The 26351-nt window shown below is 38.7% G+C and carries 29 protein-coding genes; 13 read left to right on the top strand and 16 right to left on the bottom strand.

All coding sequences use genetic code 11. From position 1 onward, the window contains the following. Window positions 1-27 precede the first annotated feature (27 nt). On the top strand, window positions 28-729 hold the full coding sequence (locus ACSLUF_RS01400) for an SIMPL domain-containing protein (protein ID WP_435624347.1): 702 nt from the start codon (window positions 28-30) through the stop codon (window positions 727-729). Between the two features lie 33 nt (window positions 730-762). After that, the gene (locus ACSLUF_RS01395) at window positions 763-1275 is read left to right on the top strand and encodes a DUF6265 family protein (RefSeq protein WP_435624346.1); all 513 of its coding nucleotides are present in this window, start codon (window positions 763-765) and stop codon (window positions 1273-1275) included. 8 nt (window positions 1276-1283) lie between these two features. Here the strand turns inward: ACSLUF_RS01395 and ACSLUF_RS01390 are convergent, their stop codons facing one another. Both ACSLUF_RS01390 and ACSLUF_RS01385 read right to left on the bottom strand, forming a co-directional pair. Beyond that, entirely contained in the window at window positions 1284-1865 is a 582-nt protein-coding gene (locus ACSLUF_RS01390; protein WP_435624345.1) for a TetR/AcrR family transcriptional regulator, read from the bottom strand. A 40-nt stretch (window positions 1866-1905) separates the two neighbouring features. Then, the gene (locus ACSLUF_RS01385) at window positions 1906-2655 is read right to left on the bottom strand and encodes an SDR family NAD(P)-dependent oxidoreductase (RefSeq protein ID WP_435624344.1); all 750 of its coding nucleotides are present in this window, start codon (window positions 2653-2655) and stop codon (window positions 1906-1908) included. A 158-nt stretch (window positions 2656-2813) separates the two neighbouring features. Here ACSLUF_RS01385 and ACSLUF_RS01380 point away from each other — a divergent pair, with 158 nt between their 5' ends. The 3 genes from ACSLUF_RS01380 to ACSLUF_RS01370 are packed head-to-tail and all read left to right on the top strand — an operon-like array spanning window position 2814 to window position 6905. Continuing rightward, entirely contained in the window at window positions 2814-5960 is a 3147-nt protein-coding gene (locus ACSLUF_RS01380) for a VPS10 domain-containing protein (RefSeq protein ID WP_435624343.1), read from the top strand. 9 nt (window positions 5961-5969) lie between these two features. Next, complete coding sequence (locus ACSLUF_RS01375) at window positions 5970-6542, top strand: pentapeptide repeat-containing protein (RefSeq protein WP_435624342.1); 573 nt, start codon at window positions 5970-5972, stop codon at window positions 6540-6542. Window positions 6543-6551: 9 nt separating this feature from the next. After that, window positions 6552-6905, top strand: a complete 354-nt coding sequence (locus ACSLUF_RS01370; protein ID WP_435624341.1) for a hypothetical protein — start codon at window positions 6552-6554, stop codon at window positions 6903-6905. Window positions 6906-6911: 6 nt separating this feature from the next. Here the strand turns inward: ACSLUF_RS01370 and ACSLUF_RS01365 are convergent, their stop codons facing one another. Continuing rightward, a complete protein-coding gene (locus ACSLUF_RS01365; protein WP_435624340.1) occupies window positions 6912-7382 on the bottom strand; it encodes a CBS domain-containing protein in 471 nt (156 codons plus the stop codon). Window positions 7383-7503: 121 nt separating this feature from the next. Here ACSLUF_RS01365 and ACSLUF_RS01360 point away from each other — a divergent pair, with 121 nt between their 5' ends. From ACSLUF_RS01360 to ACSLUF_RS01345, 4 genes are all read left to right on the top strand, one after another. Further along, window positions 7504-9783, top strand: a complete 2280-nt coding sequence (locus ACSLUF_RS01360; RefSeq protein ID WP_435624339.1) for a M28 family peptidase — start codon at window positions 7504-7506, stop codon at window positions 9781-9783. Further along, on the top strand, window positions 9776-10588 hold the full coding sequence (locus ACSLUF_RS01355) for an SDR family oxidoreductase (protein ID WP_435624338.1): 813 nt from the start codon (window positions 9776-9778) through the stop codon (window positions 10586-10588). Before ACSLUF_RS01360 ends, ACSLUF_RS01355 begins: the two co-directional genes overlap by 8 nt. A 120-nt stretch (window positions 10589-10708) precedes the next feature. Then, window positions 10709-11083: a hypothetical protein gene (locus tag ACSLUF_RS01350; protein ID WP_435624337.1), complete on the top strand. Its 375-nt coding sequence runs from the start codon at window positions 10709-10711 to the stop codon at window positions 11081-11083. Between the two features lie 114 nt (window positions 11084-11197). Continuing rightward, on the top strand, window positions 11198-11899 hold the full coding sequence (locus ACSLUF_RS01345; RefSeq protein WP_435624336.1) for a hypothetical protein: 702 nt from the start codon (window positions 11198-11200) through the stop codon (window positions 11897-11899). Here ACSLUF_RS01345 and ACSLUF_RS01340 read toward each other — a convergent pair. Both ACSLUF_RS01340 and ACSLUF_RS01335 read right to left on the bottom strand, forming a co-directional pair. Then, entirely contained in the window at window positions 11896-12402 is a 507-nt protein-coding gene (locus ACSLUF_RS01340) for a nuclear transport factor 2 family protein (RefSeq protein WP_435624335.1), read from the bottom strand. The two genes, ACSLUF_RS01345 and ACSLUF_RS01340, sit on opposite strands and share 4 nt — an antisense overlap. Further along, entirely contained in the window at window positions 12389-12877 is a 489-nt protein-coding gene (locus ACSLUF_RS01335; RefSeq protein WP_435624334.1) for a hypothetical protein, read from the bottom strand. The genes ACSLUF_RS01340 and ACSLUF_RS01335 overlap by 14 nt, the downstream gene beginning before the upstream one ends. Before the next feature lie 73 nt (window positions 12878-12950). Here ACSLUF_RS01335 and ACSLUF_RS01330 point away from each other — a divergent pair, with 73 nt between their 5' ends. Next, a complete protein-coding gene (locus ACSLUF_RS01330) occupies window positions 12951-13904 on the top strand; it encodes an NAD-dependent epimerase/dehydratase family protein (RefSeq protein ID WP_435624333.1) in 954 nt (317 codons plus the stop codon). A 2-nt stretch (window positions 13905-13906) separates the two neighbouring features. Here ACSLUF_RS01330 and ACSLUF_RS01325 read toward each other — a convergent pair whose 3' ends face one another. The 11 genes from ACSLUF_RS01325 to ACSLUF_RS01275 form a co-directional block, all read right to left on the bottom strand. Then, window positions 13907-14209 (bottom strand): hypothetical protein, encoded by a 303-nt coding sequence (locus ACSLUF_RS01325; RefSeq protein WP_435624332.1) that lies wholly within the window; start codon window positions 14207-14209, stop codon window positions 13907-13909. Window positions 14210-14284: 75 nt separating this feature from the next. Continuing rightward, a complete protein-coding gene (moaC, locus tag ACSLUF_RS01320; RefSeq protein ID WP_435624331.1) occupies window positions 14285-14713 on the bottom strand; it encodes a cyclic pyranopterin monophosphate synthase MoaC in 429 nt (142 codons plus the stop codon). A 5-nt stretch (window positions 14714-14718) separates the two neighbouring features. Then, entirely contained in the window at window positions 14719-15159 is a 441-nt protein-coding gene (locus ACSLUF_RS01315) for a molybdenum cofactor biosynthesis protein MoaE (RefSeq protein ID WP_435624330.1), read from the bottom strand. Window positions 15160-15456: 297 nt separating this feature from the next. Next, window positions 15457-15963, bottom strand: coding sequence for a hypothetical protein (locus ACSLUF_RS01310; protein WP_435624329.1), 507 nt, complete (start codon window positions 15961-15963; stop codon window positions 15457-15459). Further along, window positions 15947-17167, bottom strand: a complete 1221-nt coding sequence (locus ACSLUF_RS01305) for a hypothetical protein (RefSeq protein ID WP_435624328.1) — start codon at window positions 17165-17167, stop codon at window positions 15947-15949. Before ACSLUF_RS01305 ends, ACSLUF_RS01310 begins: the two co-directional genes overlap by 17 nt. Beyond that, window positions 17167-19347, bottom strand: coding sequence for a type II secretion system protein GspD (locus tag ACSLUF_RS01300; RefSeq protein WP_435624327.1), 2181 nt, complete (start codon window positions 19345-19347; stop codon window positions 17167-17169). Before ACSLUF_RS01300 ends, ACSLUF_RS01305 begins: the two co-directional genes overlap by 1 nt. 8 nt (window positions 19348-19355) lie before the next feature. Further along, window positions 19356-20777: a GspE/PulE family protein gene (locus ACSLUF_RS01295; protein WP_435624326.1), complete on the bottom strand. Its 1422-nt coding sequence runs from the start codon at window positions 20775-20777 to the stop codon at window positions 19356-19358. Further along, window positions 20767-21252, bottom strand: a complete 486-nt coding sequence (locus tag ACSLUF_RS01290) for a hypothetical protein (RefSeq protein WP_435624325.1) — start codon at window positions 21250-21252, stop codon at window positions 20767-20769. Before ACSLUF_RS01290 ends, ACSLUF_RS01295 begins: the two co-directional genes overlap by 11 nt. A 1-nt stretch (window position 21253) precedes the next feature. Continuing rightward, window positions 21254-21652, bottom strand: coding sequence for a hypothetical protein (locus ACSLUF_RS01285; RefSeq protein WP_435624324.1), 399 nt, complete (start codon window positions 21650-21652; stop codon window positions 21254-21256). Between the two features lie 39 nt (window positions 21653-21691). Beyond that, window positions 21692-22465, bottom strand: a complete 774-nt coding sequence (locus ACSLUF_RS01280; RefSeq protein WP_435624323.1) for a tetratricopeptide repeat protein — start codon at window positions 22463-22465, stop codon at window positions 21692-21694. After that, on the bottom strand, window positions 22458-23030 hold the full coding sequence (locus tag ACSLUF_RS01275; protein ID WP_435624322.1) for an RNA polymerase sigma factor: 573 nt from the start codon (window positions 23028-23030) through the stop codon (window positions 22458-22460). Before ACSLUF_RS01275 ends, ACSLUF_RS01280 begins: the two co-directional genes overlap by 8 nt. 422 nt (window positions 23031-23452) lie before the next feature. Here ACSLUF_RS01275 and ACSLUF_RS01270 point away from each other — a divergent pair, with 422 nt between their 5' ends. The 3 genes from ACSLUF_RS01270 to ACSLUF_RS01260 all read left to right on the top strand — a co-directional run bounded on the left by ACSLUF_RS01270 (window position 23453) and on the right by ACSLUF_RS01260 (window position 26332). Next, a complete protein-coding gene (locus ACSLUF_RS01270; RefSeq protein ID WP_435624321.1) occupies window positions 23453-25117 on the top strand; it encodes a fibronectin type III domain-containing protein in 1665 nt (554 codons plus the stop codon). Between the two features lie 28 nt (window positions 25118-25145). After that, window positions 25146-25679, top strand: a complete 534-nt coding sequence (locus ACSLUF_RS01265; protein ID WP_435624320.1) for an OmpH family outer membrane protein — start codon at window positions 25146-25148, stop codon at window positions 25677-25679. A gap of 140 nt (window positions 25680-25819) precedes the next feature. Further along, window positions 25820-26332: a hypothetical protein gene (locus ACSLUF_RS01260; RefSeq protein ID WP_435624319.1), complete on the top strand. Its 513-nt coding sequence runs from the start codon at window positions 25820-25822 to the stop codon at window positions 26330-26332. Window positions 26333-26351: the final 19 nt, after the last annotated feature.

Raw genomic sequence — 26351 nt, 5'->3', positions numbered from 1 at the left:
AGAGGAATCCCTAGCAATAAAGACATCATGAAAAATACACTGATACTCTTGTTTCTTTTTGGAACTGTGCATCTGGCTGTAGCACAAACCAAAAACTTTTTGGATATTCCCTATTTGGAAACCTCAGCCCGGGTTGACACCTTGGTTACACCAGATAAGATTTACTTGAGCATAACCATTACCGAGAAAGATTCCAAGGGAAGAAAATCGGTCGAAGAACAGGAGAATAAAATGGCCCAAGCTTTTAGAGGGTTGGGGATAGATTTGGACAAACAGCTTTTTATAAAAGATTTGAGCAGTAATTTCAAAAAGTATTTTCTACGACAGAAAGATGTTCTAAAAAGCAAACGGTTTTCTCTTTTGGTCTATTCAGGAAAGCAAGCGGGAGATGCTCTTGCCGCTTTGGAACGATTAAAAATTGCCAATACCTATTTGGAAAAGACGGAGTATTCCAAAATGGACGCACTGGAACTTGAACTAAAATCCAAGGCTGTCAAAAAAGCGAAGAAAAAGGCAGAGGCCCTCGTAGCTCCCTTGAACCAAAAAGTAGGCAGTGCCCTTCATATTTTGGACAATTCAATACCAAGCTATCCGAGAACCTCCGTTAGACAGAAGGTGACCGTTTATGCCGAAACTTTGGCAAACAAATCTCCTGAACCTTTAGATCTCGATTTTGAGCAAATCAAAGTGGAAACTTCAGTCAATGTAAAGTTCGCACTGTCCAATTGATCCAAATTGGTTCGTCTTTATAAAAAGACAACCATGAAAACCAGTTTATTTTTGGCATTAATGATGACCTTTGGTCTAAGTGCCCAGAAAACCTTACAGCTCGAAACAAATCAGAAATCACCTAAAGCTTCTTTAAGCAAATTGTCCTGGTTAGCTGGCCATTGGAAGGGGGAAGCCTTTGGTGGCATTACTGAAGAAATGTGGAGTCCCCCTATGGGTGGTTCCATGATGTTTGTTTTCAAATTAGTAAACGAAGGTGCCGTAACTTTTTATGAAGCCGGGCACATTCAACAAGTGGACGGTACTCTGATTCTTCAGCTCAAACACTTTCATGGCAATTTGAAAGGATGGGAGACCAAAGATGAAACCATTGACTTTAAACTTGTCAAAATTGAAGAGGATCGGGCTTATTTTGAAGGATTTACCCTTGAGAAAACCAACGCAAATGAAATTAAAATGTATGTTTTAATAGGGGACGAAAAGAAAAAAGAAGAGGTCACTTTTATTTACGAGAGAGTCGGAACAATGGTAAGTTCCATGAATTAGGGAATATCTTAATCCAAAACGGATAATGCCGTGGCAACCATGTTTTTCAGTTTCATGGAATCCGCATCTATTTTGGAAACAACTCGAAACCCGCTATAAAATGTAAAGAGCATAAAGGCTAAATCGTTGGCGTTTTTTGAGGCATCAATTTCGCCTCGGTCAATCGCCTTTTGAATATGCGAAGAAAATAACTCTTTCATATTACCCATATGTTTTTGGAGGGTAGTTTGCATGGCTTGGTCATTTGGAATTAGTTCAGTTGCTGTATTGACCACAAAACATCCTTTCTTCATATCGTCCTTAACGGCCTCTTCAATAGAAGACTCAAACAGTTTTTGAAAACCTTTCTTTACCGAAGATTCAGATGCCAAAATCCCTTTTACGATATCGCCAGAAGCACTACGATATTCTTGGAAAGCCCTATTAAACAATTCTTCCTTACCTCCAAAAGTATCGTACAGGCTTGCCCTATTGATTCCTAAATGGGAAACCAAATCTTGCATTGAAGTGGCGTGGAACCCTTTTTGCCAAAAGAGTTCCACAGCCTTGTTCAATACTTCTTTTTCATCAAATTGTTTGGTACGCGGCATAGTTTCCTTCTCCTTTCCAAACCAAATGTATCCAAAAAAACTATACTTGGGCAAAGCCTCCATCCACTGGGATTTCAGCGCCGGTGATATAGCTACTATCCGAAGAGCCCAAGAAAAGAGCGGTTGTTGCTATTTCCTCTGAGTTACCAAATCTTCCCAAAGAAATCATGGATGGGAAATTTGACGCCATAGCGTCGATGTTTTCCTGAGGTACATTATGCTTTCCATAAATGGGCGTGTCAATCGGGCCTGGGGCAATTGCATTGACACGAATGCCTTTTGGACCAAATTCTGCAGCCAACGTACGTACTATGGAACGCAAGGCCGCCTTACTTGAGGCATAAGCGGTCATTCCACCAAATCCTTTTATGTTAACCACAGAGGTGTTAAAAATGATGCTGGCTCCTTCATTTAAATGTTCATAAGCTGCACGAACCGTGAAAACTGGACCCCTAACATTGATATTGTAAACCTCATCGAAAATCTCTTCGGTAAGTCCATCAATAGTTTCCAATCGGAAAACCCCAGCATTTAGAAACAGTACATCTATTTTACCAAAGTGTTCTACTGTTTTAGCAATCAAATCCTTGCTGTCTGCTGTACTGGAAGCCTCAGCCTTCACCAAAAGGTAATCTCCACTTAGTTCGTTTTTCAGCGCATCCAGTTTTTCTTGACTTCTTCCTGTCAAGACTACTTTTGCACCTTCTTCAAGGTAACGCTTTGCAGTTTCTAATCCCATGCCACTGGTGGCTCCCGTTACGATGGCTACTTTGTTTTCTAGTTTTTTCATGATATAAATTTTATGTGTTGTTTTTTATTTTGGAACAATCATTCCGATACAAACATATATATTTTAGAACGTTCATTCCAAATTAAATTTTGATTTTATCTTTGTTTTAACAAATCAGCAAGGGTTTTGTATCTTTCTGGGGACTAATTTCAACTCAAATGAAACCTATCTCCTTTCTGTTAGCCCTATTTCTCTTTATCCCAATCAACCACCAAGCGCAACGTCGAAAAAGAAATACCTCCACCCCAAAAATTGAACTTCATGATTCTTTGTTTCATGGCATGAAATGGCGAAATATTGGTCCATTTCGCGGAGGACGAAGCGTGGCATCTTCAGGGGTTGTGGGTCAACCCATGACCTATTATATGGGCTCCACTGGTGGCGGGGTATGGAAAACTGTGGACGATGGAATTACCTGGAAGAATATTTCGGATGGTCAATTTGGAACGGGTACCGTGGGTGCCATAGCGGTTTCGGAAAGCAATCCGAACCTTGTGGTTGTAGGAATGGGCGAGCATGCTGCTCGTGGGGTTATGACCTCGATGGGAGATGGCGTCTATAAATCCACCGATGCCGGCAAAACCTGGAAACATATCGGACTGGATGAAAGCCGCCATATTTCGGATGTGGTAATACATCCAACCAACCCGGACATTATCTTCATTTCAGCCCAAGGAGCTCAATACGCTCCCTCCGAGCAAAGAGGCATCTATAGAACATTGGATGGCGGTGCTACCTGGGAACGTGTACTTTTTGTCGATACCATTACTGGAGCTTCCTCTTTATCCATGGATATGAAAAACCCCTTGATTCTATATGCCGCCATGTGGCAACACCAGCGTTTTCCTTGGAAAATTGAATCAGGTGGTAAAAATTCTGGAATTTATAAATCCGTTGACGGGGGTTCAACATGGAAACAATTAGAGGAAGGATTACCGAAGGAGTTTGGAAAAGCTGGGATTTCAGTTTCACGTGCTAATCCAGAACGCGTTTTTGCCGTAATTGAAGCTGAAGGAAAAAAAGGTGGGGTTTACCGTAGTGATGATGCTGGAAAGAAATGGAAACAGGTCAACTCCAACCGAATTAATATCGCCCGCTCTTGGTATTATATGGAAATTTTCGCAGACCCTCAGGATGAAAATGTAGTCTATGTGCTCAATGCGCCTGTGACCAAATCCATAGATGGGGGTAAAAGCTTTACTCCGCTTCCTACGCCACATGGAGATAATCATCATCTCTGGATACATCCCCATGACAATTCCAAAATGATAAACTCCAATGACGGAGGGGCCAACGTCTCAAACAATGGCGGGAAAAGCTGGAGTACCCAGCAAAATCAACCTACTTCACAGTTTTATCGGGTGATTACCGACAATTTAGTTCCGTATAATGTGTATGGTGGGCAACAGGACAATTCTGCTATTGCCATTGCCAGCAGAACCAATGATAATGGAATTGATTGGAAAGACTGGTATTCCGTAGCGGGTTGCGAAAGTGCGTATTTGGCTTTTGACCCCGACAATCCAGAAGTGGTCTATGGCGGGTGTTACCAAGGTATTATTGAAAAATGGGTAAAGGCATCCAGAGAAGGAAAGCCTATTAAAGAATATCCCGAATTGGGCTTAGGTAAAGTACCCAAGGATTTTAAGTTCCGGTATAATTGGAACGCCCCTATCATAAGTTCTCCACATGATAGAAATACCATTTATCACGCTGGTAATGTGGTGTTCAAAACCCAAGATGGTGGACAAAGTTGGGAAGTGGTGAGTCCAGACCTAACAAGAAATGAAAAGGAAAAACAAGGTCCTGGTGGAGGGCCGTACACTAACGAAGCAGCCGGTGGAGAAAACTATAACACCATTATGTATTTGGTGGAATCCCCACATGAACAAGGAGTTTTATATGCCGGGACTGATGATGGTTTGGTGCATATTACCAAAAATGGTGGAACCAGTTGGGAAGCTATTACCCCACCCAACATCGGAGCAGGAATTGTGAATAGTATAGAGGTCTCGCCCCATAACCCAAGTACTGCTTACATCGCTGTAATGGGATATAAGTCGATGGATTTAAAACCTTACGTCTTCAAAACCACGGATTATGGGACTACATGGACAAAAATCACCAACGGCATTAAAGACAAACACACTTTTGTGCGAGCAGTCCGAGAGGACAAAAAACGACAAGGACTTTTGTATGCCGGAACAGAAACTGGACTCTACATTTCCTTTGATGATGGACTGAACTGGCAGAAATTTCAATTAAATCTTCCCGTAGTTCCCATCAATGATTTGATTATTCAGGACAACGACCTGGTTGTAGCAACCGCAGGTCGCTCCTTTTGGATTTTGGATGATTTATCGACTCTGCAAAATACAAGCGGCGATGAAACTAGTTTGACATTGTTTCCGCCAAAAGATACCTATCTCATCTTTGGAAGTAGTCCAGAAAAACCTGTCCCAGGCTTAGGTCAAAATCCAAAAACTGGAGTCATTCTTGATTATTATTTGCCCGAAAAGGCCGATTCTTTAGATTTGAAACTCGAAGTACTTCAAAACAGCAAAGTCATTCGAACCATTACCAACAAAAAACCAAAAGACTTCAAATCTTGGCCGGGGGGTCCACCCAAACCTGTGGTTCTATCGTCAAAAAAGGGATTCAACCGATTCGCTTGGGATTTTAGAAAAGAAAGAATCCCTGCAATTGATAAGGTATTTGTTTTCGGAAACTACAATGGCTCTAGGGTTGGCCCTGGAACGTATACCCTACGCCTCACTTTGGAAGGCAATGCGGTTGAGGCTCAGGCTAAAGTACTTGCCAATCCTAAAATCGAAGCGAGTTTGGCCGATTATTCCGAGCAGCAGCAAATGCTCAACCAAATTGAAAATGCAATAACGTCCATGCATGATGCCGTAAATCAAATGCGTTCTGCAAAAAAACAACTTTTAAGCTATGACACTTTGTTGAAAGACAATGAAAACGCGCAAGAGCTTGTTAAATTGGGGGATTCTTTGGTGAAACGCATCAAAACCTGGGAAGAGAATTTGATTCAGCCTAACCAGAAAACATTTCAGGACGTTATTAATTTTCACAATCAGCTAAATGCCGACTTTATGCATCTAAAAGGATTTGTGGATAGTCCAGAGCCTCAAGTTACCGAAGGAGCCAAAGAACGGTTACGTGACCTATTGGGCAAATGGAACACTTTTGAAAATGAAAAGAAAGCCATAGTGGACAACGAAATGGCCAAATACAATGCAATGTATCAACAGCTTAATTTGCCCGCCATACTTTTGAAGGATTAACCTTAATTCATGCAAAAACCTTTTCTTGCTGACCAAGAATATATTGGTCAGGACTATACAAAGCATTCACTTCCAAAAGCCGAATACGAAAATTGCACTTTTCGTAATTGCCTATTCACAGAAGGTTTTTTGGACAATCAAAACTTTATGGAGTGCGAGTTTTTGGACTGCGATTTGACCAACGCAAACCTAAAACATACTATTTTCAAAGAATGTCATTTTAAAGATTCCAAAATGGTAGGGTTACGATTTGAAGATTGTGACACGCTTTTTCTTTCCATGAGTTTTGATAACTGCAATCTTGGTTTTGCTTCATTCTTTGAACTTAATCTTCCGCAAACCCGTTTTGTGGAATGTAGTTTTGAAGAAACCGATTTTACACAAACGCATCTTACCGGTTCCTCATTTCTTCGTTGTGATTTAAACAAGGCTATTTTTCATCAAACCAATCTTGAAAAGGTGGATTTTAGTTCTGCTTTTAACTTTGATATTGACTTAAATAATAATCAACTCAAAAAAGCAAGGTTTAGCAAGGAGAACAGTATCTATTTATTAAAAAAATACGATATTGTCATTGCCTAAATCTTAAATATGTCAGAAAAAGCCTGCTTAGAGTGTGGCGAAAAAGTTATTGGAAGGACAGATAAAAAGTTCTGCTCAGCTTACTGCAGAAACAGCTATAACAATCGCCAAAATAGGGATAGCAAGAATCTTCAGAGAAAAATCAACAACAAGCTTAGAAAAAACTACCGTATTTTAAGCGACTTTACGTTGAAAAATGGGAAGACAACTACCACTAAAATGCGTCTTTTGGACAACGGTTTCGATTTCGGATACCTTACCAGTTTATATACTACCAAAAAAGGCACTACCTATTACTTCCTGTACGACCTAGGGTATCTACCTTTGGAAAATGATCGATTTATGATTGTAAAACGAAAATAACTAAGGTTACTTCCAGTTTTGGGCATTTAGTTTCAACGCCGCAATTACAATATCCTTTCTACTGATTTGTCCCACAAGGATATCATTTTTCATAACAGGAAGTCTACGACGATTGTGCTTGTCAAAAACACCAGCAGCATCAAAAATACTCATGTCGTGGGGTATGGTTTGCACATTTTTCGTCATGTATCTTTCTACACTTTTGTCCAATATAGGTTGATTGAAGTACCTACTTTCCGCAATCTGTTTCATACAATCGGCCTCAGAAATGATTCCGACCAAGAAACCATTTTTGTCCATTACCGGACCTCCAGAAATGTGATGTTTGGCAAAAGCCTCCATAACTTCCAAAATGGATTGTTCAGGAGAAAAAGTTATCAGCTTCTTGGTCATATAGTCTTCTACCAAAATAGGGGCATTGAACTCTTTCTTCCCGGAATCCTTGGATCGGGCACCTTGAAAACTCTTGATTGCCATAGGGTTAATTTTAAAGGTTGAATATTAAATATATGATTTTTTAACGAAATTTTTAAATTTTCAGGCCAAAATGTGAAGACCTTTCATTATTTTATATTTTTAGTTTCCAACAAAATTAACCATGAACGTTTCAAAGACTCTTGCATTCTTTATGCTGCTTCTTGCCATTTATTGGAGCTACCGTTCACTAATGCCTCAATATGAGCCAGACTTTGAAATAGCCTCTACTAAGTTTTCTACCGACCGTGCTTTGCTGCACGTTGAGAATATATCCAAAGAACCTCATGCAGTAGGCTTTCCAGGTCATCAAAAGGTAAGGGGGTATATTATTTCTGAATTAAAAAAACTTGGACTTGAAACCACAGTTCAGGAAGGGTATGTTTTAGGAGACAACGCTTCCCTAACCAAGGTGGCCAATATATTGGTGCGCATCCAAGGGACCGATGAAGGTAAAGCATTGTTGCTTTTGTCACATTACGACAGTAGTCCGCATTCTTCCTTTGGGGCAAGTGATGCCGGTAGCGGAGTTGCAACTATATTGGAGGGAGTTCGGGCGTTTTTATCAACAGGAAAGACACCCAAAAATGATGTAATCATTGTCATTTCGGATGCGGAAGAATTGGGACTTAACGGTGCTGAATTTTTTGTAAACCAACATCCTTGGGCAAAGGATATCGGGCTTGTTTTAAACTTTGAGGCAAGGGGTAGCGGCGGACCTAGTTATATGCTTATAGAAACTAATAGAGGCAATGCTAGACTCATAGAGGAATTTACCAAGGCCAATCCAAAATTTCCGGTAGCCAACTCCTTGGCCTACAGTATTTATAAAATGCTACCCAACGACACGGATTTAACTGTCTTTCGGGAAGATGGGGATATTGAAGGTTTTAATTTTGCTTTCATTGATGACCATTTTGATTACCACACTGCCATGGACATCCACGAACGGTTAGACCGAAATACACTCACCCATCAAGGTTCTTATTTAATGCCTTTATTAAATCACTTCAGCCAAGTAGACCTAAGCAATCTCAAAAGCTTAAATGATTCCATCTATGTAAATCTTCCTTTTTTTGGACTTATCTCCTATCCGTATGAATGGATTTTTCCCATGCTATGGTTAGTCTCACTATGCTTTATTGGTCTTATTATTTATGGATTTAAGAAAAAAGAACTCTCCTTAAATGGGATTTTGAAGGGAATTCTACCGGCCTTAATTGTTCTTCTTGTTAACGGAGCCTTTGGTTATTTTTCATGGAAGTTTATTCTTTGGTGGTATCCTGCTTTTAAGGATATGCTCCACGGTTTCACGTATAATGGCCATACCTACATCGTGATTTATGTTTTACTATCCATTGCGATATGCTTTTGGGTATATCATAAATTCAGAAAAACGAATACGCAAAATCTTTTGGTATTCCCCATATTCATTTGGTTGCTAATTTGTTGGTTAGTAGCCCTATACTTAAAAGGTGCCAGTTTTTTCGTGCTTCCTTTATTTGGAGCGCTTGCTGCGTTACTTATCACCATAAACCAGAAGGAGCCCAATCCTTTCGTTCTGGTTTTTTTAAGTCTTCCGGCGGTTTTTATTTACGCCCCATTTATTAAAATGTTCCCTGTTGGACTGGGCTTAAAAATGCTTTTGGCCACCACTTTATTTTGTACGCTGCTGTTCTTTTTAATTCTTCCCTTTCTGGCACAAATAAAAAACAAAGACCGATTTGCTTATCTTTTTCTTGTTATATTCATTGTTTTCAGTATATCTGGGCATGTGGCGTCAGATTTTAATGAAGACCGACCTAAACCCAGTAGCCTGATGTATGTGCACAATGAAGATACCGAAGAAGCTTTTTGGGCTACCTATGATCATATCCCCATTGACTGGAACAATCAATATTTAGGGAAAGATAAAAAGGTACCCGAAACCAATAAATACAAAACCATAGCCAGCAAGTACCGTTCAAATTTCACTTATGTTTCAAATACTCAGAAGAAACCTATCGAATCCCCACTAATAGAAACTACCGAGGATACCGTTATAGGAAATGAGCGAATACTTCAATTGTGTTTTACCCCTAAACGAAATGTAAACCGTTTAGATATTTACACTAATCCACTTCAACTAACGTCCGGTAGAATAAACAACATCCCTTTTTCAGATTTCTATTTAAAAAACAGACGACAGAGATTGGCTACTCACTTTATCAGCAACAACGATTACACGGAGTTGGAACTACGTTTTCCCAAAGACTCCGTACTTGAACTTACTTTTTATGAGTCCAGTAATGACTTGCTCTCCAATCCCATTTTTACGATTCCAGAGCGGCCAAAAAACAGTATTCCTATGCCTTTTGTATTGAACGACGCCATCTTGGTCATTAAAACTTTAAAGTTTGATTAATAATTCCATTGGAGTATTAGGATGCGGCTGGTTAGGTACTCCCCTAGCCCAAAAATTAGTTGACCTTGGATTCAAAGTATATGGTACGACAACCTCGCTTTCCAAAATGGAACTGCTTCGAGATAGCGGTATTGAGCCTTACCAAATCGCACTTCATGCTAACTCTATTCAAGGAGAAATAGAAGAATTCCTGAAGAAGATAAACGTCCTTATAATCAACGTACCTCCTCGCCTTAGAAAATCAAAAACTGAAAGCTATGTGGAAAAAATGAACCTTCTTCATTCCAAAATTAAGAGCAGTTCTGTCAAGCACATTATTTTTGCCAGTAGCACTTCAGTATACGGAAATTTATCCGAGGAAATTACCGAAGATAGTGTTCCACAACCCATCACAGAATCGGGAAAACAACTTTTGGTTTGCGAAAAGCTCTTTCTAAAAGACAAAGGTTTCAAAACCACCATTATTCGATTTGGCGGTCTAATTGGTCCTAACAGACATCCTGTAACGATGCTCTCCAAAAAAACCGGATTGGCCAATGGAAATGACCCAGTAAACCTTATTCATCTCGAGGACTGCATCCACATTATTCTTACCATTCTTAAGAATGGTTATTGGAATGAAATCTTCAACGCGGTATATCCTTTTCATCCCACAAAAAAAGAATACTATACTGAAGAAGCATTGAAAAGGGGTATTCCCGCACCAGGATATGGGACAATTTTTCAAGAGAGTACCAAGGCAATAGTGGTAAGTAAGAATTTTATTAACAAATCCCATAAATTTTACACTTCGATAGTCTCCTAATTGACAACACAAAAGTGATATTTCGCAACAATTAAGATAATTTTAAGTTAATAAAACACTGATTACAAGTAAGTTAAATTCCCTTATTTCTACTTTTGTAATAGATTAAGTGTTACAGAAATGGGAAATTCAAGATTAACGACAAGAATCTTGATGGAGATGGAGAATTTGATTACAAAAAGTAGTGCAAACCCCAATATAACCTCAAGATTTCAAGACTTGCACAAGTCGATTTTAAGAAAACACTACAATGCCGCGGATGTTGAAATAGATTATAACCGGCATCGTATAAAAATGGATGTAGTTTTTAATGATCATGAATATGATCCAAAGACTATAAACACCGTAGTTTCCACTATACCCGTCAACTTGTTTTACGAGCATTTGACCTCCTTCCTTAAATCTTGTTTAGCCAAGGATGTAAAGAGTCTAGCTTTTTATGCCCGGTTACTCAAGCAATACTCCAATAAGGATATCTCATTCATGCCCGTTTGAAGGGTCACTAGGGGGTTTGGAATCATAAAAAGTGGATACCGCAAGGTCTTTGCCACTTCTTTAACAGAGGTATACCAATAATTTTTTTAGTTTTGGCCCACTAAAATGGGAACAATGAAAAAACTTATTTGCTCAGTATTGATGGTAGTTGGTCTGGGCGCTTATGGTCAGTCAGGCGATGATTTGGTAAATCACTATAGGGCCTTTTATAATGAAATGCGTTTGCAGGGTGATGTGAATGGAATTATAAATGCCTTGACACATTTAAATGTTTTGGCACCGTCCAAAGAACGTAAGGATACCTTGGCCTACGTGTACATGAACAATAATCAGCACGTACAGGCTTTAAACACCATAGGTATCGAGAAAAAGACAGATGACTCCGACCTTGCGGTTCAGGTCAAGGCCGTTTCCTTAAAGGCATTGAATCAACCTAAAAGGGCTTTGGAGCATTTTGAGCTCCTATTCACCAGAAACCCCTCTGCTTACTTGGCCTATGAGTTGGCTGACTTAAAAATACAGGTGGGTGATAATGATGGTGCCACAACTAATATTACCTACGGAATCACGAATGCCAAAGACGACATGAAGTATGCGTTTTATGAGCGACAACAGCCCTATGAGGTTCCATTAAAAGCCGCTTTTTATCACTTACAAGGTCTGGTTGCTTATAACAAGGATAAAAATAACATTGATAGTGCCATTGCTTCCATTGACGAAGCTTTAAAAATTGAACCGAATTTTAATTTGGCCAGTTTGAGCAAGCAAGCTTTAGTATCTAGAAAAGAAAAGGCCTCCGAAGGGGAACAAAATTAATTTTGTTTTTGTCCCTTTAATTGAAGTAACAAGAGACTATCTTTTTCCCTTTTCAGCTCTATCAATTCTGCGACATTTTCGTTGGGTACGGCTATTGAAAGTACATAATGGGCAATTTTCCATTGCCCATTTTCTTTTTTGAGGACCCCAGAACCCCGGCATAGTTTCATTTGGGTATCCAACAATTCATCAAACCAGGCAATCTTTCCTGAGTCCCCAACATAAATATTTCGTTCCACCGAGGTAAAACTCCACGCTTTTCCTTTATCAAAATAGGGTTTCGAAAATGCGCGAAAAGCCTCATTTTGCCAATTTTCGGTAGCATCTGTTCCAATAAAAACCCCATCGTTTGTCATTTTGGAGAAATAGGCCTCAAAATCCGCATTAGCAGCCGCTTTATGCCATGCATCCAGAAGGGTAGTGATTGCGTTTTTCTCTTCCTGCTGGGCTAGTCCAAGAAATGGAAGCAGAATCAAAAGAAATATGAGTTTAAGGGTTTTCATCCAAAATCAGTTTTGTGTCCAATTGGCTACTCAGAATGCTATTGAACTGTTGTCTTATTATATTATAGGCCTGAAGCATTTCAACAGTAGGTTCGGTGGTATCCGATTTATTTAGAATGCTTGCTTTTACCTTGAGCAAAAGTGTCCTAAACACCCTTTGCCTACTTTTTATTTGAAAGGAGTCAAACGGTTCTGGGTACTCCCCATCGGAAAGTTTCTTTTCCTTTTCCAGTAAGTCATCAATGGCCAAACTAAGATCTTCATTATTGGTGGATTTGTATAGTACGTCTATACTGCCATTCAAGGCTTGAAATTCCTCCCATTCATTTAGAATGGAAGCAACTTCTGAACTTAGTTCAAGTTTTTTTGGTAGTTTTTGGTAATCGAATGTCTGCAATTCCTCTTGTGTATCGGGATTGGAATCCGATTTTTCGTTGCACCCGAAAACTACCAGCAGTGCTAAAATCACTCTCATTTTTCGCATAAGCGAATGTACAAATTTTAAGAAAGGCTATCTTTACGCAACAACAGAAGAAATTACCTTTTCAATGCAAAAACCAATCCTCATTTTGGGCGCCTGTGGGCAAATTGGCACGGAACTTACCATGGAACTTCGCGCGAGACATGGAGGTGAAAATATTATAGCCAGTGATATTAGAGAAGGGAGTGAATCCCTAATGGCGAACGGACCCTTTGAGTTATTGGATGCCACCAACTACGAGGCCATTGAGGATGTAATCATGCATTATGAAATTGAGGAAGTATACTTAATGGCAGCCATGCTAAGTGCTACAGCGGAAAAGTTTCCCATGCGAGCCTGGAATCTGAATATGAACTCGCTGTTCAATGTGCTCAACCTAGCCAAGGAAGGTAAAATCAATAAAATTTTCTGGCCGTCTAGCATAGCGGTTTTTGGTCCTAATACCCCAAAGAAAAACACGCCTCAGAATACCATCATGGAACCCAGCACGGTATATGGTATAAGCAAACAATCCGGTGAACGCTGGTGCGAATACTATCATAAAAAGTTTGGAGTGGATGTTCGGAGTATTCGTTATCCTGGACTAATTAGTTGGAAAACAATGCCAGGGGGCGGGACTACGGATTATGCCGTAGAAATCTACCATCAAGCTCTAAAGGAGGGAAAGTACCAATGTTTCCTATCCAAGGGAACACAGTTGCCCATGATGTACATGGATGACGCCATTAGGGCTACTATTACGCTTATGGATACGGAATCAAACAACCTAACCGTGCGTTCCTCCTATAATTTAGGAAGTATGAGCTTTGCACCAGAACAAATTGCTCAAAGTATTCAAAAACATATGCCTAATTTCAAGGTTGAGTACGTTCCGGATTTTAGACAACAAATTGCGGATTCTTGGCCAAGTAGTATTGATGATAGTGCGGCAAGAAAGGATTGGGGCTGGAAACCAGATTTTGATTTGGGAGCCACAACCAACGCCATGTTGAAACACCTGAGCAAAGCCTTGTTCAATTAGGTTTACTCCTCTTCAGAATCTGGAAATTCGGAATCCGGTAGTTTGTCAATTCCCTCAGTTGGAATATCGCTTTCCTCGGTATCCTCGAAGTTGGCCATACTCCGTTCAAGCTTAGAGCTGATTTTCACTAGGTATTTGGTGTCCTCAGTAGATACTTCTACAGCTTCTATACTCTCTCCTTTATGATTTTTGAAGTTGATAATATCATTGTCACCATACCCATCCGGGTATTTTTCTACCAAAAGCTGAAGTACTTCGGCAGTGAGTTTTTTGTAGTCGACAATTACGCGTTTGAGGTTGTTCATAACGAAAGCCCAATTATCAAATCAAACTAAAATTAGAACAAAAATGAATTCGTTAGGAAGTTTTTCCGACAAAACTCAACTATTGTCAATATCCGATTTTCCGCCGGTTTTTTTTATCAATTTGATATGACGAATTTCCACACCTTTATCAATAGGTTTAAGCATATCGTACATGTTTAGCGCAACCACACTGGCGCCATGCATGGCCTCTACTTCAACCCCTGTTTTATAAAAGGTTTTGACAGTAACCAGTACCTGAATTTCCAAATCCTTAATAGAAAAATCAATCCCACAAAACTCCACAGGTAATGGATGACAATCGGGAAGTAAGTCTGCGGTTTTTTTCACGCCCAAAAAACCTGCCGCCCTGCTCATGGAAAAGACATCTCCTTTGGGAACTGAACCGGATTCAATGGCCTTAACCGTTTCCTTGGAACTTACTTTAACCACCGCCTGTGCAAGTGCGGTACGGTGAGTTGATTTTTTTTGAGTTATATCTACCATATGTTTTAGGTATTCACTTTCCATTGATAGGAGTCATCTTCAAAAAGCTCCCTGCCAAATACGGGGACTTCGGCTTTTATCTCCTCAACGATATATTGCAAGGCATTAAAAGCAGTTTTTCGATGAGGGGAGGAAACAAATACAAAAAGACATATTTCACCTGCTCCAACTGTTCCTAAACTATGATACATGTGTACATCAGTAATTTCAAAGGTATCAAATGCAGCTTTTCGAATCTCTTCAAACTTTCCGTTGGCCATTTCCTCATAGGCCGTATACTCAATTGCACTTACGGTTTTATCCCCAATGACATCTGCCCGAACCTGTCCCAAAAAAATATCATGGGCCCCAATCTGGGTTCTGGATTGCTGCTTGGCAATAGAATGAGCTATGAATTCGGCAGATATGGCACCCGAAACAAAAACCTCTTGTACTTTTTTCATCATTACGAAGCTTTTTGCTAAGGTAGCAAACAAAACACTCTCATCTACTTTTTCGTTTTGTAGGACTAATTCTGTTTAATTTGATGAGTTTTGTCAAAAAAGTGCGGTGATAACCAGTAAACTCTAAGCCCAGTAGGCATCAAATTAATCTAGATGACATCATTTGAAAAAGCCCTACTTAATTCCCTCATTGCAAACCATCCGAAAACAAGGATGCTGTCAGCGCTAATGTCTTTTTTTGTGAAAGGATACTATTTAAGAAGATGAAATAAAATAACAGATATGTTATCTATTCTCCTTTTACTCAAAGCTTTCAATCATAACCATTGCTTGCAACAGTTTTGTTTTTTTCCTTTTGACTTTATCGAAACTTACTTGCTTTACCTTTCCAAAAGTTGATTTTGTTTCGATAGCATGGATAACTTTCAAAAGGGAATTATACCCACCCTCAATTATAAAGGTATAGGTAACCGAGCTACCTGTTTTGTCTTTAATAATATGAGCTTCATTAAAATCTAGGATATGGACTTGTAATGAATCACTACGTTCGTTTAAAAACTTAAGTATGTTGTTTTCATTTGATTCATTTTCAAGATTTAAACTGAATAGTGTAGAATCCAATTTCTCTTTTTTATCCGTTAATAAAATCAATTGGCCGGGAAGGTTCTGAAAGTATTCATTTTTACTTTGTAGCGTGTGAAACTCTTCTTGTAGCTCAATGGTTTTCCCCACTGCTAGCTTAAAACATAGAAAAAGTAGTAACACTAATCCAATAAGGGTAGCCCAGATTTTATTTTTCGTTTTCATGATTTAAAACAATTAAAAGTTTAAAAAAAGAACTTTTAGGGGTTTCGTAGTCATATTCAGTTGTTTTAATCCTTTCAATCCATTTCATGTTCTCAAGCTGTACAATCCAATTGGAGAAGTCTTTATGATCTGAAGTAATCCCTGATATATATATAGTTCCTTCAATATATTCTATTGGATTTCCATTTTTTACTGGTTTTTTGAGAGGCTGGTAGGTAAGATTACTCAAAAGTATGGTGCCAGGTGCACTTTGCCCCAATTTATCAAGGTAGTATGAAACCCTTGAATTTGAGTTTATTAAAGCCTTGGCCAGTCTCTTTTCTTTCAGTTCAACTTCCTCCTTTACCTTCTGTAATCGATTGACGCTGTTTTCACTAAACATCTGCTCTTGCCTCATGTCGTTTACTTTGCCTGAATACTCTGAAAACACCAAAAAGTTCGTCAGCAACACTAGCAATACAAGACCTAGGGAAAAACGGATAAATAGTGTCAAAAAACGCTTCTCTTTATAATCGTTTCTCAATTGATTTCTCAAGTCCTGCGCATTGGATTTTATATTATCTCCTTCCAGTAGTCCCATCAGTATTGTTCCAAATGCCAAAAGCTCGGTGTTTTTTACTTGAATACCGTTCATTGAATAGCTATGTTCTTCAACCGATTCTTGTTTTGTTAGTAGGTTGGGATTTTTTTCTGTCTTGAAATCCAATACTTGATTTGAGGTTTTTACTGTAGTCTCCTCAATATGCCCAATCAAAGGGAACAATGAAGACAAACCCAAGGATAAGTTTAGAACGGGGACTTTGTGTTCTTTGATTTTCTCTAATATCCCATTGATTTCATCTTTCCGGGTTATGGACGCAAACCTTTGCCCTCGCAAGGAATAAACTTGATAATAAATTTTGTCAAAATCCAAGCTGGGAAAAGCACTACTGATTAGGGCATGCCCTTTTATGGATGGATTGGAAGGAATTTTCTTGGAAAGAACGCTATCACTGTTTAAAGCTAAACAAAGGGGGATGTTTTTCTCCAGTTGTTCAAACAACCCTTCCAATTCCGCAAAGCGCCATTGATTTTGAATGGTCAACTCCTGATTCTTCCTTTTGACCAGAACAAGGTTATATCTAAGATTTTCTTTGACATGATAAACTTCAAGGCCATAAAACCTGGACCCTTCAAACAAATAAGATTTTATACGGTTTATCACTAGTATATTACAGTTGGTTTTATTAGAATCGTAAGTTTTTGCTTGGTATCCTCTCGCCTCCGTTTGCTGAAAAGCCATTTAATTACCGGGATTCTTGCCAATACAGGTACTCCACTTCCAGTGTCATTTTTTATTTTCTCCTCCAACCCTCCGAGGATGGCTAAATCTTGATTTTGCATTCTGATGATGGAACTGAATTCACGCGAAGTAAGTCCTGGAGGTGCATCTTCATCAATTCGTTCTGAACTAAAATCGGATTGGATTACATTGATATCCAATGTTACCTGGCCATTTCCAGAAACCAGGGGTTTAATGCTCACGGCCAACTCCGCATCAATCGGTTGAAAATTTCGTATTTCAGATGCGGTTGGAATTTGTGAGCCAAAAAAGTTCTGACTAGTTACCACATAATATGTGGTTTCACCAATGGATAGATTAGCTCTATGACCATTTAGCGTAGACAATTTTGGTGTGGATTTTATTTTGATATTTCCATTGGCCTCCATGGCTTTAATCGTAGCAAAGAACTCGGGAACAACTTTTCCAATATTGAACGAGCCAAAACCATCAAACCCACCAATTATTTTGTTGACCGTGTTGGCGCCCAATGTTACGTCTGTCTCTGGGAAGAGGTTTCCCGATGTTTCCACAGGGCTATCACCGATTCCCCAGCTAATCCCAGTTTCAACTGTTGCTGTCTTTCTTACTTCTATTAACATAACCTCGATAAGTACAACAGGTACCGGCTTGTCTATTTCTTTCAGAAATTTCTTAAAACGATTTATGTTCGCGGCAGGTCCGCTTATTAAAAAACTATTGAGTTCAAAGTCGATTTTGATATCTAGGTCTGCGATTACTTCGTCTGGTAGAATATTGACTATGGCCTCCGCATTCGAAGCATAATCATTGAATTGTTCCACTCTAGTGTTTATTCTATTCTGATTACCGATATTATTTACGTTTCTCTGGGCGCCATTGTTAAAACCTCCGCCAAGATAATTTACACCGCCGGGAATAGTACGTCCCGCAGACCGTCCAAAACCAGCAGATTGCATAGGGTCTCCCAAAAGTTCAATGGACCTATGCATCATTTGAACAATTTCGAATTTCCGAACACTCAGCTGGTCTATGGTACCAAAAAAGTAGCGATCATCCTCTTTTTTAAAGGTAAAATCAAGAGCAGTTTGGGAAGAGCCGTTTGTGTTGGGAACATTTCTACCCTGATTTCTGTTCTGTGATTGTCTGGTGTTTTGAGGTAGCGCATTATTATTCTGAATTGGACTATTTTTCTTTTCAAATATTTTGGTGAGCAGTTCATCATAATAAATATGTTTGGCCTTAAAGCTGACACTACCAGCCTCCTCGAGGGGAGTGGCGACATAAACATCTAAATCTAGGTCCAGACTTATTTGTTCAATGATGTTTTGTATGGGGACATTTCTAAAATCAACGGTCAAAATTCGGTTTACGGTATCCAAAATCTGGTATTGGAAACCATTGCCTGACAAATAATTTCTATTGTTGCCTTCATCTTCTGAGGCCATCTTATCAAAAACAAAAAAGCCATCCCTCGATTTGGAGAACTCTAAATTATTGGTTGCAGCCAATTTCTCCATGGCCAATGCAAAAGGAACATCCTTAAGAAAAAGCGTCAATGGAATGTTGTCCATATCATTGGCGTACAATAGGTTTTCACCAGATATGCTAATCAATTTTCGAAAAACCTTTTGTAGTGAATCTCCTTTTAAATCGATTGAAACAAGGTCATTTACAGCGTCATAGCTGACCGTCACTTCTTTTTCAGGAATTACTTCCGGAGGAGGGATAAACTTTTTTATGGAAAGGATATTTCCCGTAAAATCAATTTCAAGACCGTATTCTTTACAGAGAAAGAGCAAAAGGTCAATAACGGTTACATTGGAAAAATTATTAACTATGTTGATTCCCTGTAGGCTCTGGTCTACGTTGAAGTTGAGTTTGTGTACTTGTGAAACCGCCAGCAAAAAGTTACTGAGGGATACGCTGTTTATATTGATGTCAAGCTTTAAATTTTCAGACAATCCCGGATTTTCAAGAGCAGTAAGCTCTAGATTGTTCTTAATTTTTAAAATCCTTTGATCTTCCTGACCGTAAGTAAGAAACACAAATAACACTAAAAGTAAGCAGAGACTTTTCTTCATGGGGACAATCAATTAATTAGCATTGGGAATATTTCTTCGATAGAAGTAGTTCCCTCTTGAACCAGCCTTATAGCATTATCGCGTAAGGAGTGGATTTGATTTTCGCTTAAATAATCATCTATTTCATGGACGTTGTCTTTTATCATTGGAATTAAAGATGTTGTGATTGGGATTATTTCATAGATAGCTTGCCTTCCCTTATATCCTGTATGATGACATTTTTGACATCCCGACGGGACGAAATGACGCGTAAGCGTTTTTGGTGGTATATAGTTATTCGGGAAAGTGGCTTTCTCCAGCCCTTCAACACGTTTACAACTGCTACACAATACCCTTACCAAACGTTGGGCAAGACTAATATTAAGCGTGTTTCCAACCAAAAATGGAGGAATTCCCATATCAATTAATCTTGAAATTGTTGCCCATGCAGAGTTGGTATGAATAGTAGATAAAACCAAATGGCCGGTCAAGGCTGCCCGTATTGCCATATTGGCTGTTTTGGCATCCCTAATTTCACCTACCATTATTATGTCAGGGTCTTGTCTTAAGAAAGTTCTTAATGCACTTGAAAAGTCCAAACCAATATGCTCTTTCAGTTGCACCTGATTTACTCCCTGCAAAGTATATTCTATAGGGTCTTCAATAGTCAAAATATTGGTCTTAGCATTGTTGAGCAATTTTAATGTTGCGTAAAGCGTGGTGGTCTTTCCAGAACCCGTTGGCCCTGAAATAAGTAGAATTCCATTGGGTTTTTTTATGGCTTCCAGATAAGTGCGAAGTTCATTTTCATTGAACCCCAAATCTTCCAATTTTACGGATTGAGTATCCTTATTAAGAATGCGAAGTACAATTTTCTCTCCAAAATGGGTAGGTAAGGAAGACACCCTAATATCAAACTTAGAATTGTCCGTGTTCATACTTATTCTACCATCCTGAGGCAATCTCTTTTCTGCGATATCCAGATTCGACCGGATTTTGATTTTGTTAATGATTAATGGGTATTCATTTAGTGGAATTGTGGACTGTTCCATCAATTTACCATCTAATCTGAAACGCACTCGACAGATTTCCTCGTAGGGTTCAAAATGTATATCGCTGCTCCCAATGGCCTTTGCATTGGCCAGAAGTCTTTCCAAGAAGTCTGGGGAGTAATGAAGCTCGCTCTTTTCCTGATGCGCTATCTGCCGATAATTGGCGGTCAGGTAGTCCTGTAGAACTTCTGAGGGGAGATGTTCCAGTTTAACCTGATGATTTAAGACGATACTAAGTTCTGAACTAAGATTTTCCGTGTTATTGGAATCTGTCCAAAATACCAATACCTCGTTTTCTACTTCCTTTGGAACTATTCTGTAGAAGAATGCTTGCTCAGAACTAATTTTTTGCAAAAGTTCTGGATGAATGGATAATTTTTTTTCCAAGCTAGTAGACATGAAGTAGGGGTTTTTCCAGTAATAGGTTCAACAAAATTGTAGATGCGAGAAAGATGCCCATCAATCCAGCAAGAGGAATGCTTTGGGCAAATAATTTTTTTTTGAAAATCAGATAAAAAAGAAGGGAAAAGAAGATGGAAAAGACGAAAAGAAAACTAAAAGTCAGAATGGGAAATCCCGAAGCAAAAGCATAAAAAAAAAGAATGTCCCCAAGTCCCAAGCTATAATTGACAAATCGCCTTTTAAGAATTAATCGCGTATAGAGGTATAGAATCAACAGTATTGTGCTCACAAGTAAAAAATTGAAAACTACACTTAGGAACAAGATGTATTTGTCATGCACTTTTATGGAATGAATTGTTATGAGCAGTATCAGAAGAAGCGGGAATAGAAACCAATACACTTGACGTTCCTTAAAATCCTGTAGCACTATGTAGCAAAGACATAGTATAGTAAGTAAGTATAATACGAGCATCTTAGTCTTTGATTGTTTGTTTTGGATTGCCGTTTTCGTCAATCTCCCATACATTAAATACCCCATCTCCATCAAAGTCGGTAATGGCTTCAGCGCGTGCAATGAAAGCGTTATTTTCTGCACTTACTATCTGGTAAACATAATTTGCGGTACCATTTTCCTTTACAGTCTGTGGAGCCTCAAAGTCCAATTCTTCCAGGTTTTGGGAATATTTGCTATGCAAGTACCTATATGTAGTCTGAGAATTGTAAATGGCTTTTAACTGTACTTGGGCCTCTACACTTTTAGCTTTGGATATAAGAGGCATCAAATTGGGTAGGGCCAGCAGAAGGAGTATTCCAATAATTGCCAATACAATCAGGGTTTCCTGTAAATTTATGGCTGGTATTTTCTTTGTCATATTCGGTTTGTTGTTTCACAATCCGAATACGTGATTCACCTATTTGGAAATCAAATTATCGGTGGTGTTCGAATTGCTTTTAATTAATTCTTTCTTAAGTCTCAATGCTTTGTTTTGATATATGCCGTTATAGGTAATTAGACTATCCAATGTCTTTATGCAATTTTCTCTGTCTTCCAGATTTAGATAACATAAAGAAATATACCATAAGGCATGCTCTCCATAAGCACGGTCATCGACGGTTTTGAATACACTTAAAGCTTCTTGTGTCCTATTCTCTTCGAGATAAGTGGTGCCCAAATACATTTTAATTCTATCGTCTTCCGGATATTTTTGGACAAGCAACTCGAGAACGGATACTATTTCGCCATATTTCCCGCTGGAATAATCATTTAAAACTTGGGGAGGAATTTTTTCCTGACTTCCTCTTTGGACGTCTTCTACAGGGTAAGGTGCATAGTTTTCCTTAAATAAATTATCCTCACTGGATTCATTTATTGTCCATACAATCCCTACTCCTGCTATTATGATAAGTGATGCTGCTATTCGAAGAAGCCATTTATTTCTTTTTTTCTTTTGTTCAACAGAAAAACCCCTTTCAACCTCTTGAATTCTTTTACGGAAATCAATCGCGTCAAAATCAGCCATTGCTTCGTGCAATAGTTTATGCTTCTCCAACTCATTTTTCAAACTAGGATCTGCATTCAGTTTCTCCTCAAAGGACAGCTTCTCATCTTTTGAAAGGTTCCCATTTAGGTAATCTTCCAAAAGGTCAAAAAAATCGGGAGTGTTATTGGGTTTGTGTTTACTCATTCTTATAAAGCTCTTTAAAAAGAGGGCTTCCCTCTATAATCTCAATTAGTCTCGCTTTACATTCGAACTTTTTTTTCCGAGTGTATCCCACACTATAGTCCATTAGTTCCGAAATTTCTATCATGCTTTTACCAGAAAAGAAATATCTCAATACTTTTTGACAGGTTTCACCCAAGCTCAAAAAGCTTTTGTGAAACAAAGTCTGTCTTTGTTGCTTTTCAAGGCGTTCAATAATATCAGAGTTAATTTCATCCGTAATTTCTGGAATTTGTTTCCATTCAAGTGATTTTTTCCGCTTTCTAAGTGTATTCATCCATATATTCCTGCACACTGCAAAAATATAGGTTGTCAAAGAACAATTGAGATCAAGAGAATCAGATTTTAATTTCTGGTAAGTGAAAACCAAAGCATCTTGAAATACATCTTTGGCGTCAACTTCGGTTCCAGAGTTTTTTGTAACGAAGCTTTTGACAACGGGATAATATCTGAAATAGATATCTTCCAATAATTCTTTATCTCCAGCTACAAAATCTAATATATCCTCTCTTTCCTCTCTTTTAGTCATCTATTAATGTTATGGCATGGATAAGTGTTACCCTAATTTTCTTTGTGTTGAAGATTTTCCAAGAATTAAAAATAAGGTTTATCGCGCTAATCATAACAGGTCCAAGCAAAATTCCACCCCATTTAAAACAACACTTTAAGAAGATATTTCTGTAAATCAGGGTATTAAAAAATGTCCTTCCTGTTCAGAAATTATTTGAAGAAATACCGGCCAAAAAAAATGTTTGTCAAAAAAAAATTACTTCTAGGGGGTAACATTTGGGTTGCTTTTAACATTCATTAACAAGAATGTACTTCATAACACCAATCGAAACCAACTAAATCATAGTTGGCAATTTTCATATCGGAATAGGAAGTACTTCAAGCTTTTCTAGGGAATAGAAAGGATTACGAGAACAAATTTTAAATAAAATCAACCTGAAAATGAAAAAGCAATTGTATTGGACTATACAGATAGTCCTCTTTTCAATCTCCTCGATTTCTTTCGCCCAAGGAGGTGGTACACCATGGACAGACTCAAATGGAGACCTTGTTTATACCCAAGGTAGTGTGGGTTTTGGAACTTCAGCAATACCTAATGAATATCGTCTTGCAATACAAGGGGGCGTACTTAGTGAGGAGGCTGAGGTGCGATTACAATCCGCATGGCCTGACTATGTCTTTGAAAAAGATTATGAGCTTCCAAGTTTGAAAGAGGTAGAAGACCATATTCGAGAATACGGACATCTTATAAACATACCTTCAGCAGAAACTGTAGGTAAAGCGGGTTTTGATGCTGGGGAGATGAATAGATTGCTGCTGGAAAAGGTTGAGGAATTGACATTATACGTAATCCAACACAATAAAAGAATTGAAAATCTAGAAGGGAACAAAGAGCATATCCAAAAATCAAAAGGTGAGATCTCCTTGACTCCAGAAAAAAGTACTATTCAGAACACTTCATTTCCATTTGCTGATATTGTCTGGCAAGAAGATTTTACAGGCTTGGCAAATGGAGCTACTTCGGATAACGGTTCTACATCATGGAGTTCTTCGATTACACCAAGTGGTACTGCAGAAGTTCAAAATGGGTTGTTCGCTTTTCAAGGAATTAATGGTGGCTCAAACGCTACATGGGTTTCTGAGGATATTGATATCAGCAACCATACCAATATCAACATTTCATATTTGGTTGGAGATGCTGCAGACGGCGAAAAAGAAACCAGTGACTATGTAAGAGGATATTATGTTCTTGACGGTGGTTCTAGAGTTCAGTTTGCCAACATTACTGATGATATTCCTACTCCGCAAACACAATCCATTACTGGATTAAATGGGAACACCATAAGAATCGAAGTTGATTTCAGGGTCAGCTATGGGAATGAGACCTATAACATTGATAATATTGTGGTAGAGGGAGATTTGATAACTCCAGCAGATACTACACCGCCTTCCGTTCCCACATCGTTTTCCAATGGTTCAATCACTGAAACTTCTGTTTCTTTAAACTGGGCGGCTTCTTCAGATGATGTTGGGGTTGTAGGATATAATGTATATCAAGACGGTGTCCTACAGGCAGGTGGAATAACGACTTTAAATCATGTGGTCACAGGTTTGTCGGCCGGCACGAGTTATGATTTCAATGTCTCAGCAGTTGATGCCGCAGGCAATGAAAGCAGCCAAAGTAGTGTATTGTCCGTTAGCACAGCTTCTGCACCCTCGGGTAGCTTGTGGACAGAATCAGGAAATAATATCTCCTATACTTCAGGAAACATTGGCATTGGAACAACTGCAATACCCTCTGGATATCGTCTTGCAGTAAATGGGAAAATACTTGCTGAAGAGTTAAAAATACAACCACAATCCCAATGGCCCGATTATGTTTTTCAATCAGATTATTTCCTGCCCTCTTTGAAACAAGTAGAAAACTATATCAAAGAAAATGGGCATTTGGAGGATATCCCGTCTGCAGCAGAGGTAGAACAGAATGGAATCGAGCTTGGAGAAATGAACAAAAGGTTGTTGGAAAAAATTGAGCAATTGACGCTTTACATTATATCGATGGATAAGACAATAACCAAGCTCGAAGACAAACAATCAGAAAAATAACATTGTATTAATCACAAAAAAGTAAAGGATGAACAAGTTGACTTTACCCTTGGCGTTGTGCGCCCTTGCCCTTAGCATTTTCACACTTTTTACCCATTTTCAAAAATCGGAGCTGGCATATGTTGATATAAACAAGCTGGTAGAAGGATATGAAAGAACCAAGGTTGAGCGAATGGAATTCAATAAAAAAGCTGAAACCCTAAAAGCAAATGTAGACAGTTTGATGACGGGATGGGAAACGGATTTAAAGTCATACGAGAAAGAACGACTTTCCATGACCAAGAAGGAAATCGAACTAAAGCAAGAGTTACTTAAAAACAAGCAGCAGCAAATAAGTAACTACCAAAAAGCTATTCAAAATCAGCTAAAGGAAGAAGACCAAAAGTTGACCCAAACGGTTATTAACGATATCAATGACTATATCCAGGAATATGGCGAGCAAGAAGGCTATAGAATCATTTTGGGAGCAAAGGGTGACGGAAATTTAATGTATGCAGAGGAAGCTTCTGACTTGACCGAGATCATTTTGGAGGATTTGAACAACTCATACAAGGCTTTGTGATGAAAAGCATTTTCCAGACATATCCACTAAAGTCCTTTTGCAGGTTAAATACATTTTTGCTGGTGTTTGTAAGCAGTTTTGTCTTACAATCTTGTCATAAGAAGGTTTTCAAAACCAAACAGGACTTGCTGGCTTATGTTATGGAAGAAAAACATGGGTTTACAAAACATAAACAGGTTAATGGTGTTGATTTTGTTTTAACATACAGACCCACAGATTTGTTGGTAGCCCAAGAAATTCCGATAGGCCCAGAACAAGATGAAGTTGAGAATCTCAGAGACAAGTATTCGGGATATATGTATTTCAACCTTTCAATGTCCTATAAGAATCGGGAAGTTCTGACCGCAGCCCTGAGAGATAGGAGCAAATACCAACGTGTATTAAAGAACCTTGCTTTCAACATGGGTGACAACATTAAAATCTACAATGAGGAGGGTCAAACTTTTCCGGTAGCCGATTGCATCTTCCCAAGAATGTATGACTTGGACGGAAAAAACACACTGCTTTTAGTGGTGAAAAGAGATGAGCGGTTACTCAAGAATGATTCTTTCAAAATCACACTAAAAGACATTGGGTTGTATACAGGTCAGGTAACGTTTAAAGTGCCTTCAAGAGCTATTCTAGAACAACCCACCTTAAGTTTCGATTTATAGAAAACAAACACATAAACTA

The organism is Flagellimonas sp. (assembly GCF_965601775.1).
Lineage (GTDB): Bacteria > Bacteroidota > Bacteroidia > Flavobacteriales > Flavobacteriaceae > Flagellimonas.
This window is presented reverse-complemented; position numbering and strand designations above follow the sequence as displayed.

Coding starts and splice junctions, on each gene's coding strand:
- ACSLUF_RS01400 (WP_435624347.1), top strand. CDS start 28: ATGAAAAATACACTGATACTCTTGTTTCTTTTTGGAACTGTGCATCTG.
- ACSLUF_RS01395 (WP_435624346.1), top strand. CDS start 763: ATGAAAACCAGTTTATTTTTGGCATTAATGATGACCTTTGGTCTAAGT.
- ACSLUF_RS01390 (WP_435624345.1), bottom strand. CDS start 1,865: ATGCCGCGTACCAAACAATTTGATGAAAAAGAAGTATTGAACAAGGCT.
- ACSLUF_RS01385 (WP_435624344.1), bottom strand. CDS start 2,655: ATGAAAAAACTAGAAAACAAAGTAGCCATCGTAACGGGAGCCACCAGT.
- ACSLUF_RS01380 (WP_435624343.1), top strand. CDS start 2,814: ATGAAACCTATCTCCTTTCTGTTAGCCCTATTTCTCTTTATCCCAATC.
- ACSLUF_RS01375 (WP_435624342.1), top strand. CDS start 5,970: ATGCAAAAACCTTTTCTTGCTGACCAAGAATATATTGGTCAGGACTAT.
- ACSLUF_RS01370 (WP_435624341.1), top strand. CDS start 6,552: ATGTCAGAAAAAGCCTGCTTAGAGTGTGGCGAAAAAGTTATTGGAAGG.
- ACSLUF_RS01365 (WP_435624340.1), bottom strand. CDS start 7,382: ATGGCAATCAAGAGTTTTCAAGGTGCCCGATCCAAGGATTCCGGGAAG.
- ACSLUF_RS01360 (WP_435624339.1), top strand. CDS start 7,504: ATGAACGTTTCAAAGACTCTTGCATTCTTTATGCTGCTTCTTGCCATT.
- ACSLUF_RS01350 (WP_435624337.1), top strand. CDS start 10,709: ATGGGAAATTCAAGATTAACGACAAGAATCTTGATGGAGATGGAGAAT.
- ACSLUF_RS01345 (WP_435624336.1), top strand. CDS start 11,198: ATGAAAAAACTTATTTGCTCAGTATTGATGGTAGTTGGTCTGGGCGCT.
- ACSLUF_RS01340 (WP_435624335.1), bottom strand. CDS start 12,402: ATGAAAACCCTTAAACTCATATTTCTTTTGATTCTGCTTCCATTTCTT.
- ACSLUF_RS01335 (WP_435624334.1), bottom strand. CDS start 12,877: ATGAGAGTGATTTTAGCACTGCTGGTAGTTTTCGGGTGCAACGAAAAA.
- ACSLUF_RS01330 (WP_435624333.1), top strand. CDS start 12,951: ATGCAAAAACCAATCCTCATTTTGGGCGCCTGTGGGCAAATTGGCACG.
- ACSLUF_RS01325 (WP_435624332.1), bottom strand. CDS start 14,209: ATGAACAACCTCAAACGCGTAATTGTCGACTACAAAAAACTCACTGCC.
- moaC (WP_435624331.1), bottom strand. CDS start 14,713: ATGGTAGATATAACTCAAAAAAAATCAACTCACCGTACCGCACTTGCA.
- ACSLUF_RS01315 (WP_435624330.1), bottom strand. CDS start 15,159: ATGATGAAAAAAGTACAAGAGGTTTTTGTTTCGGGTGCCATATCTGCC.
- ACSLUF_RS01310 (WP_435624329.1), bottom strand. CDS start 15,963: ATGAAAACGAAAAATAAAATCTGGGCTACCCTTATTGGATTAGTGTTA.
- ACSLUF_RS01300 (WP_435624327.1), bottom strand. CDS start 19,347: ATGAAGAAAAGTCTCTGCTTACTTTTAGTGTTATTTGTGTTTCTTACT.
- ACSLUF_RS01295 (WP_435624326.1), bottom strand. CDS start 20,777: ATGTCTACTAGCTTGGAAAAAAAATTATCCATTCATCCAGAACTTTTG.
- ACSLUF_RS01290 (WP_435624325.1), bottom strand. CDS start 21,252: ATGCTCGTATTATACTTACTTACTATACTATGTCTTTGCTACATAGTG.
- ACSLUF_RS01285 (WP_435624324.1), bottom strand. CDS start 21,652: ATGACAAAGAAAATACCAGCCATAAATTTACAGGAAACCCTGATTGTA.
- ACSLUF_RS01280 (WP_435624323.1), bottom strand. CDS start 22,465: ATGAGTAAACACAAACCCAATAACACTCCCGATTTTTTTGACCTTTTG.
- ACSLUF_RS01275 (WP_435624322.1), bottom strand. CDS start 23,030: ATGACTAAAAGAGAGGAAAGAGAGGATATATTAGATTTTGTAGCTGGA.
- ACSLUF_RS01270 (WP_435624321.1), top strand. CDS start 23,453: ATGAAAAAGCAATTGTATTGGACTATACAGATAGTCCTCTTTTCAATC.
- ACSLUF_RS01265 (WP_435624320.1), top strand. CDS start 25,146: ATGAACAAGTTGACTTTACCCTTGGCGTTGTGCGCCCTTGCCCTTAGC.
- ACSLUF_RS01260 (WP_435624319.1), top strand. CDS start 25,820: ATGGAAGAAAAACATGGGTTTACAAAACATAAACAGGTTAATGGTGTT.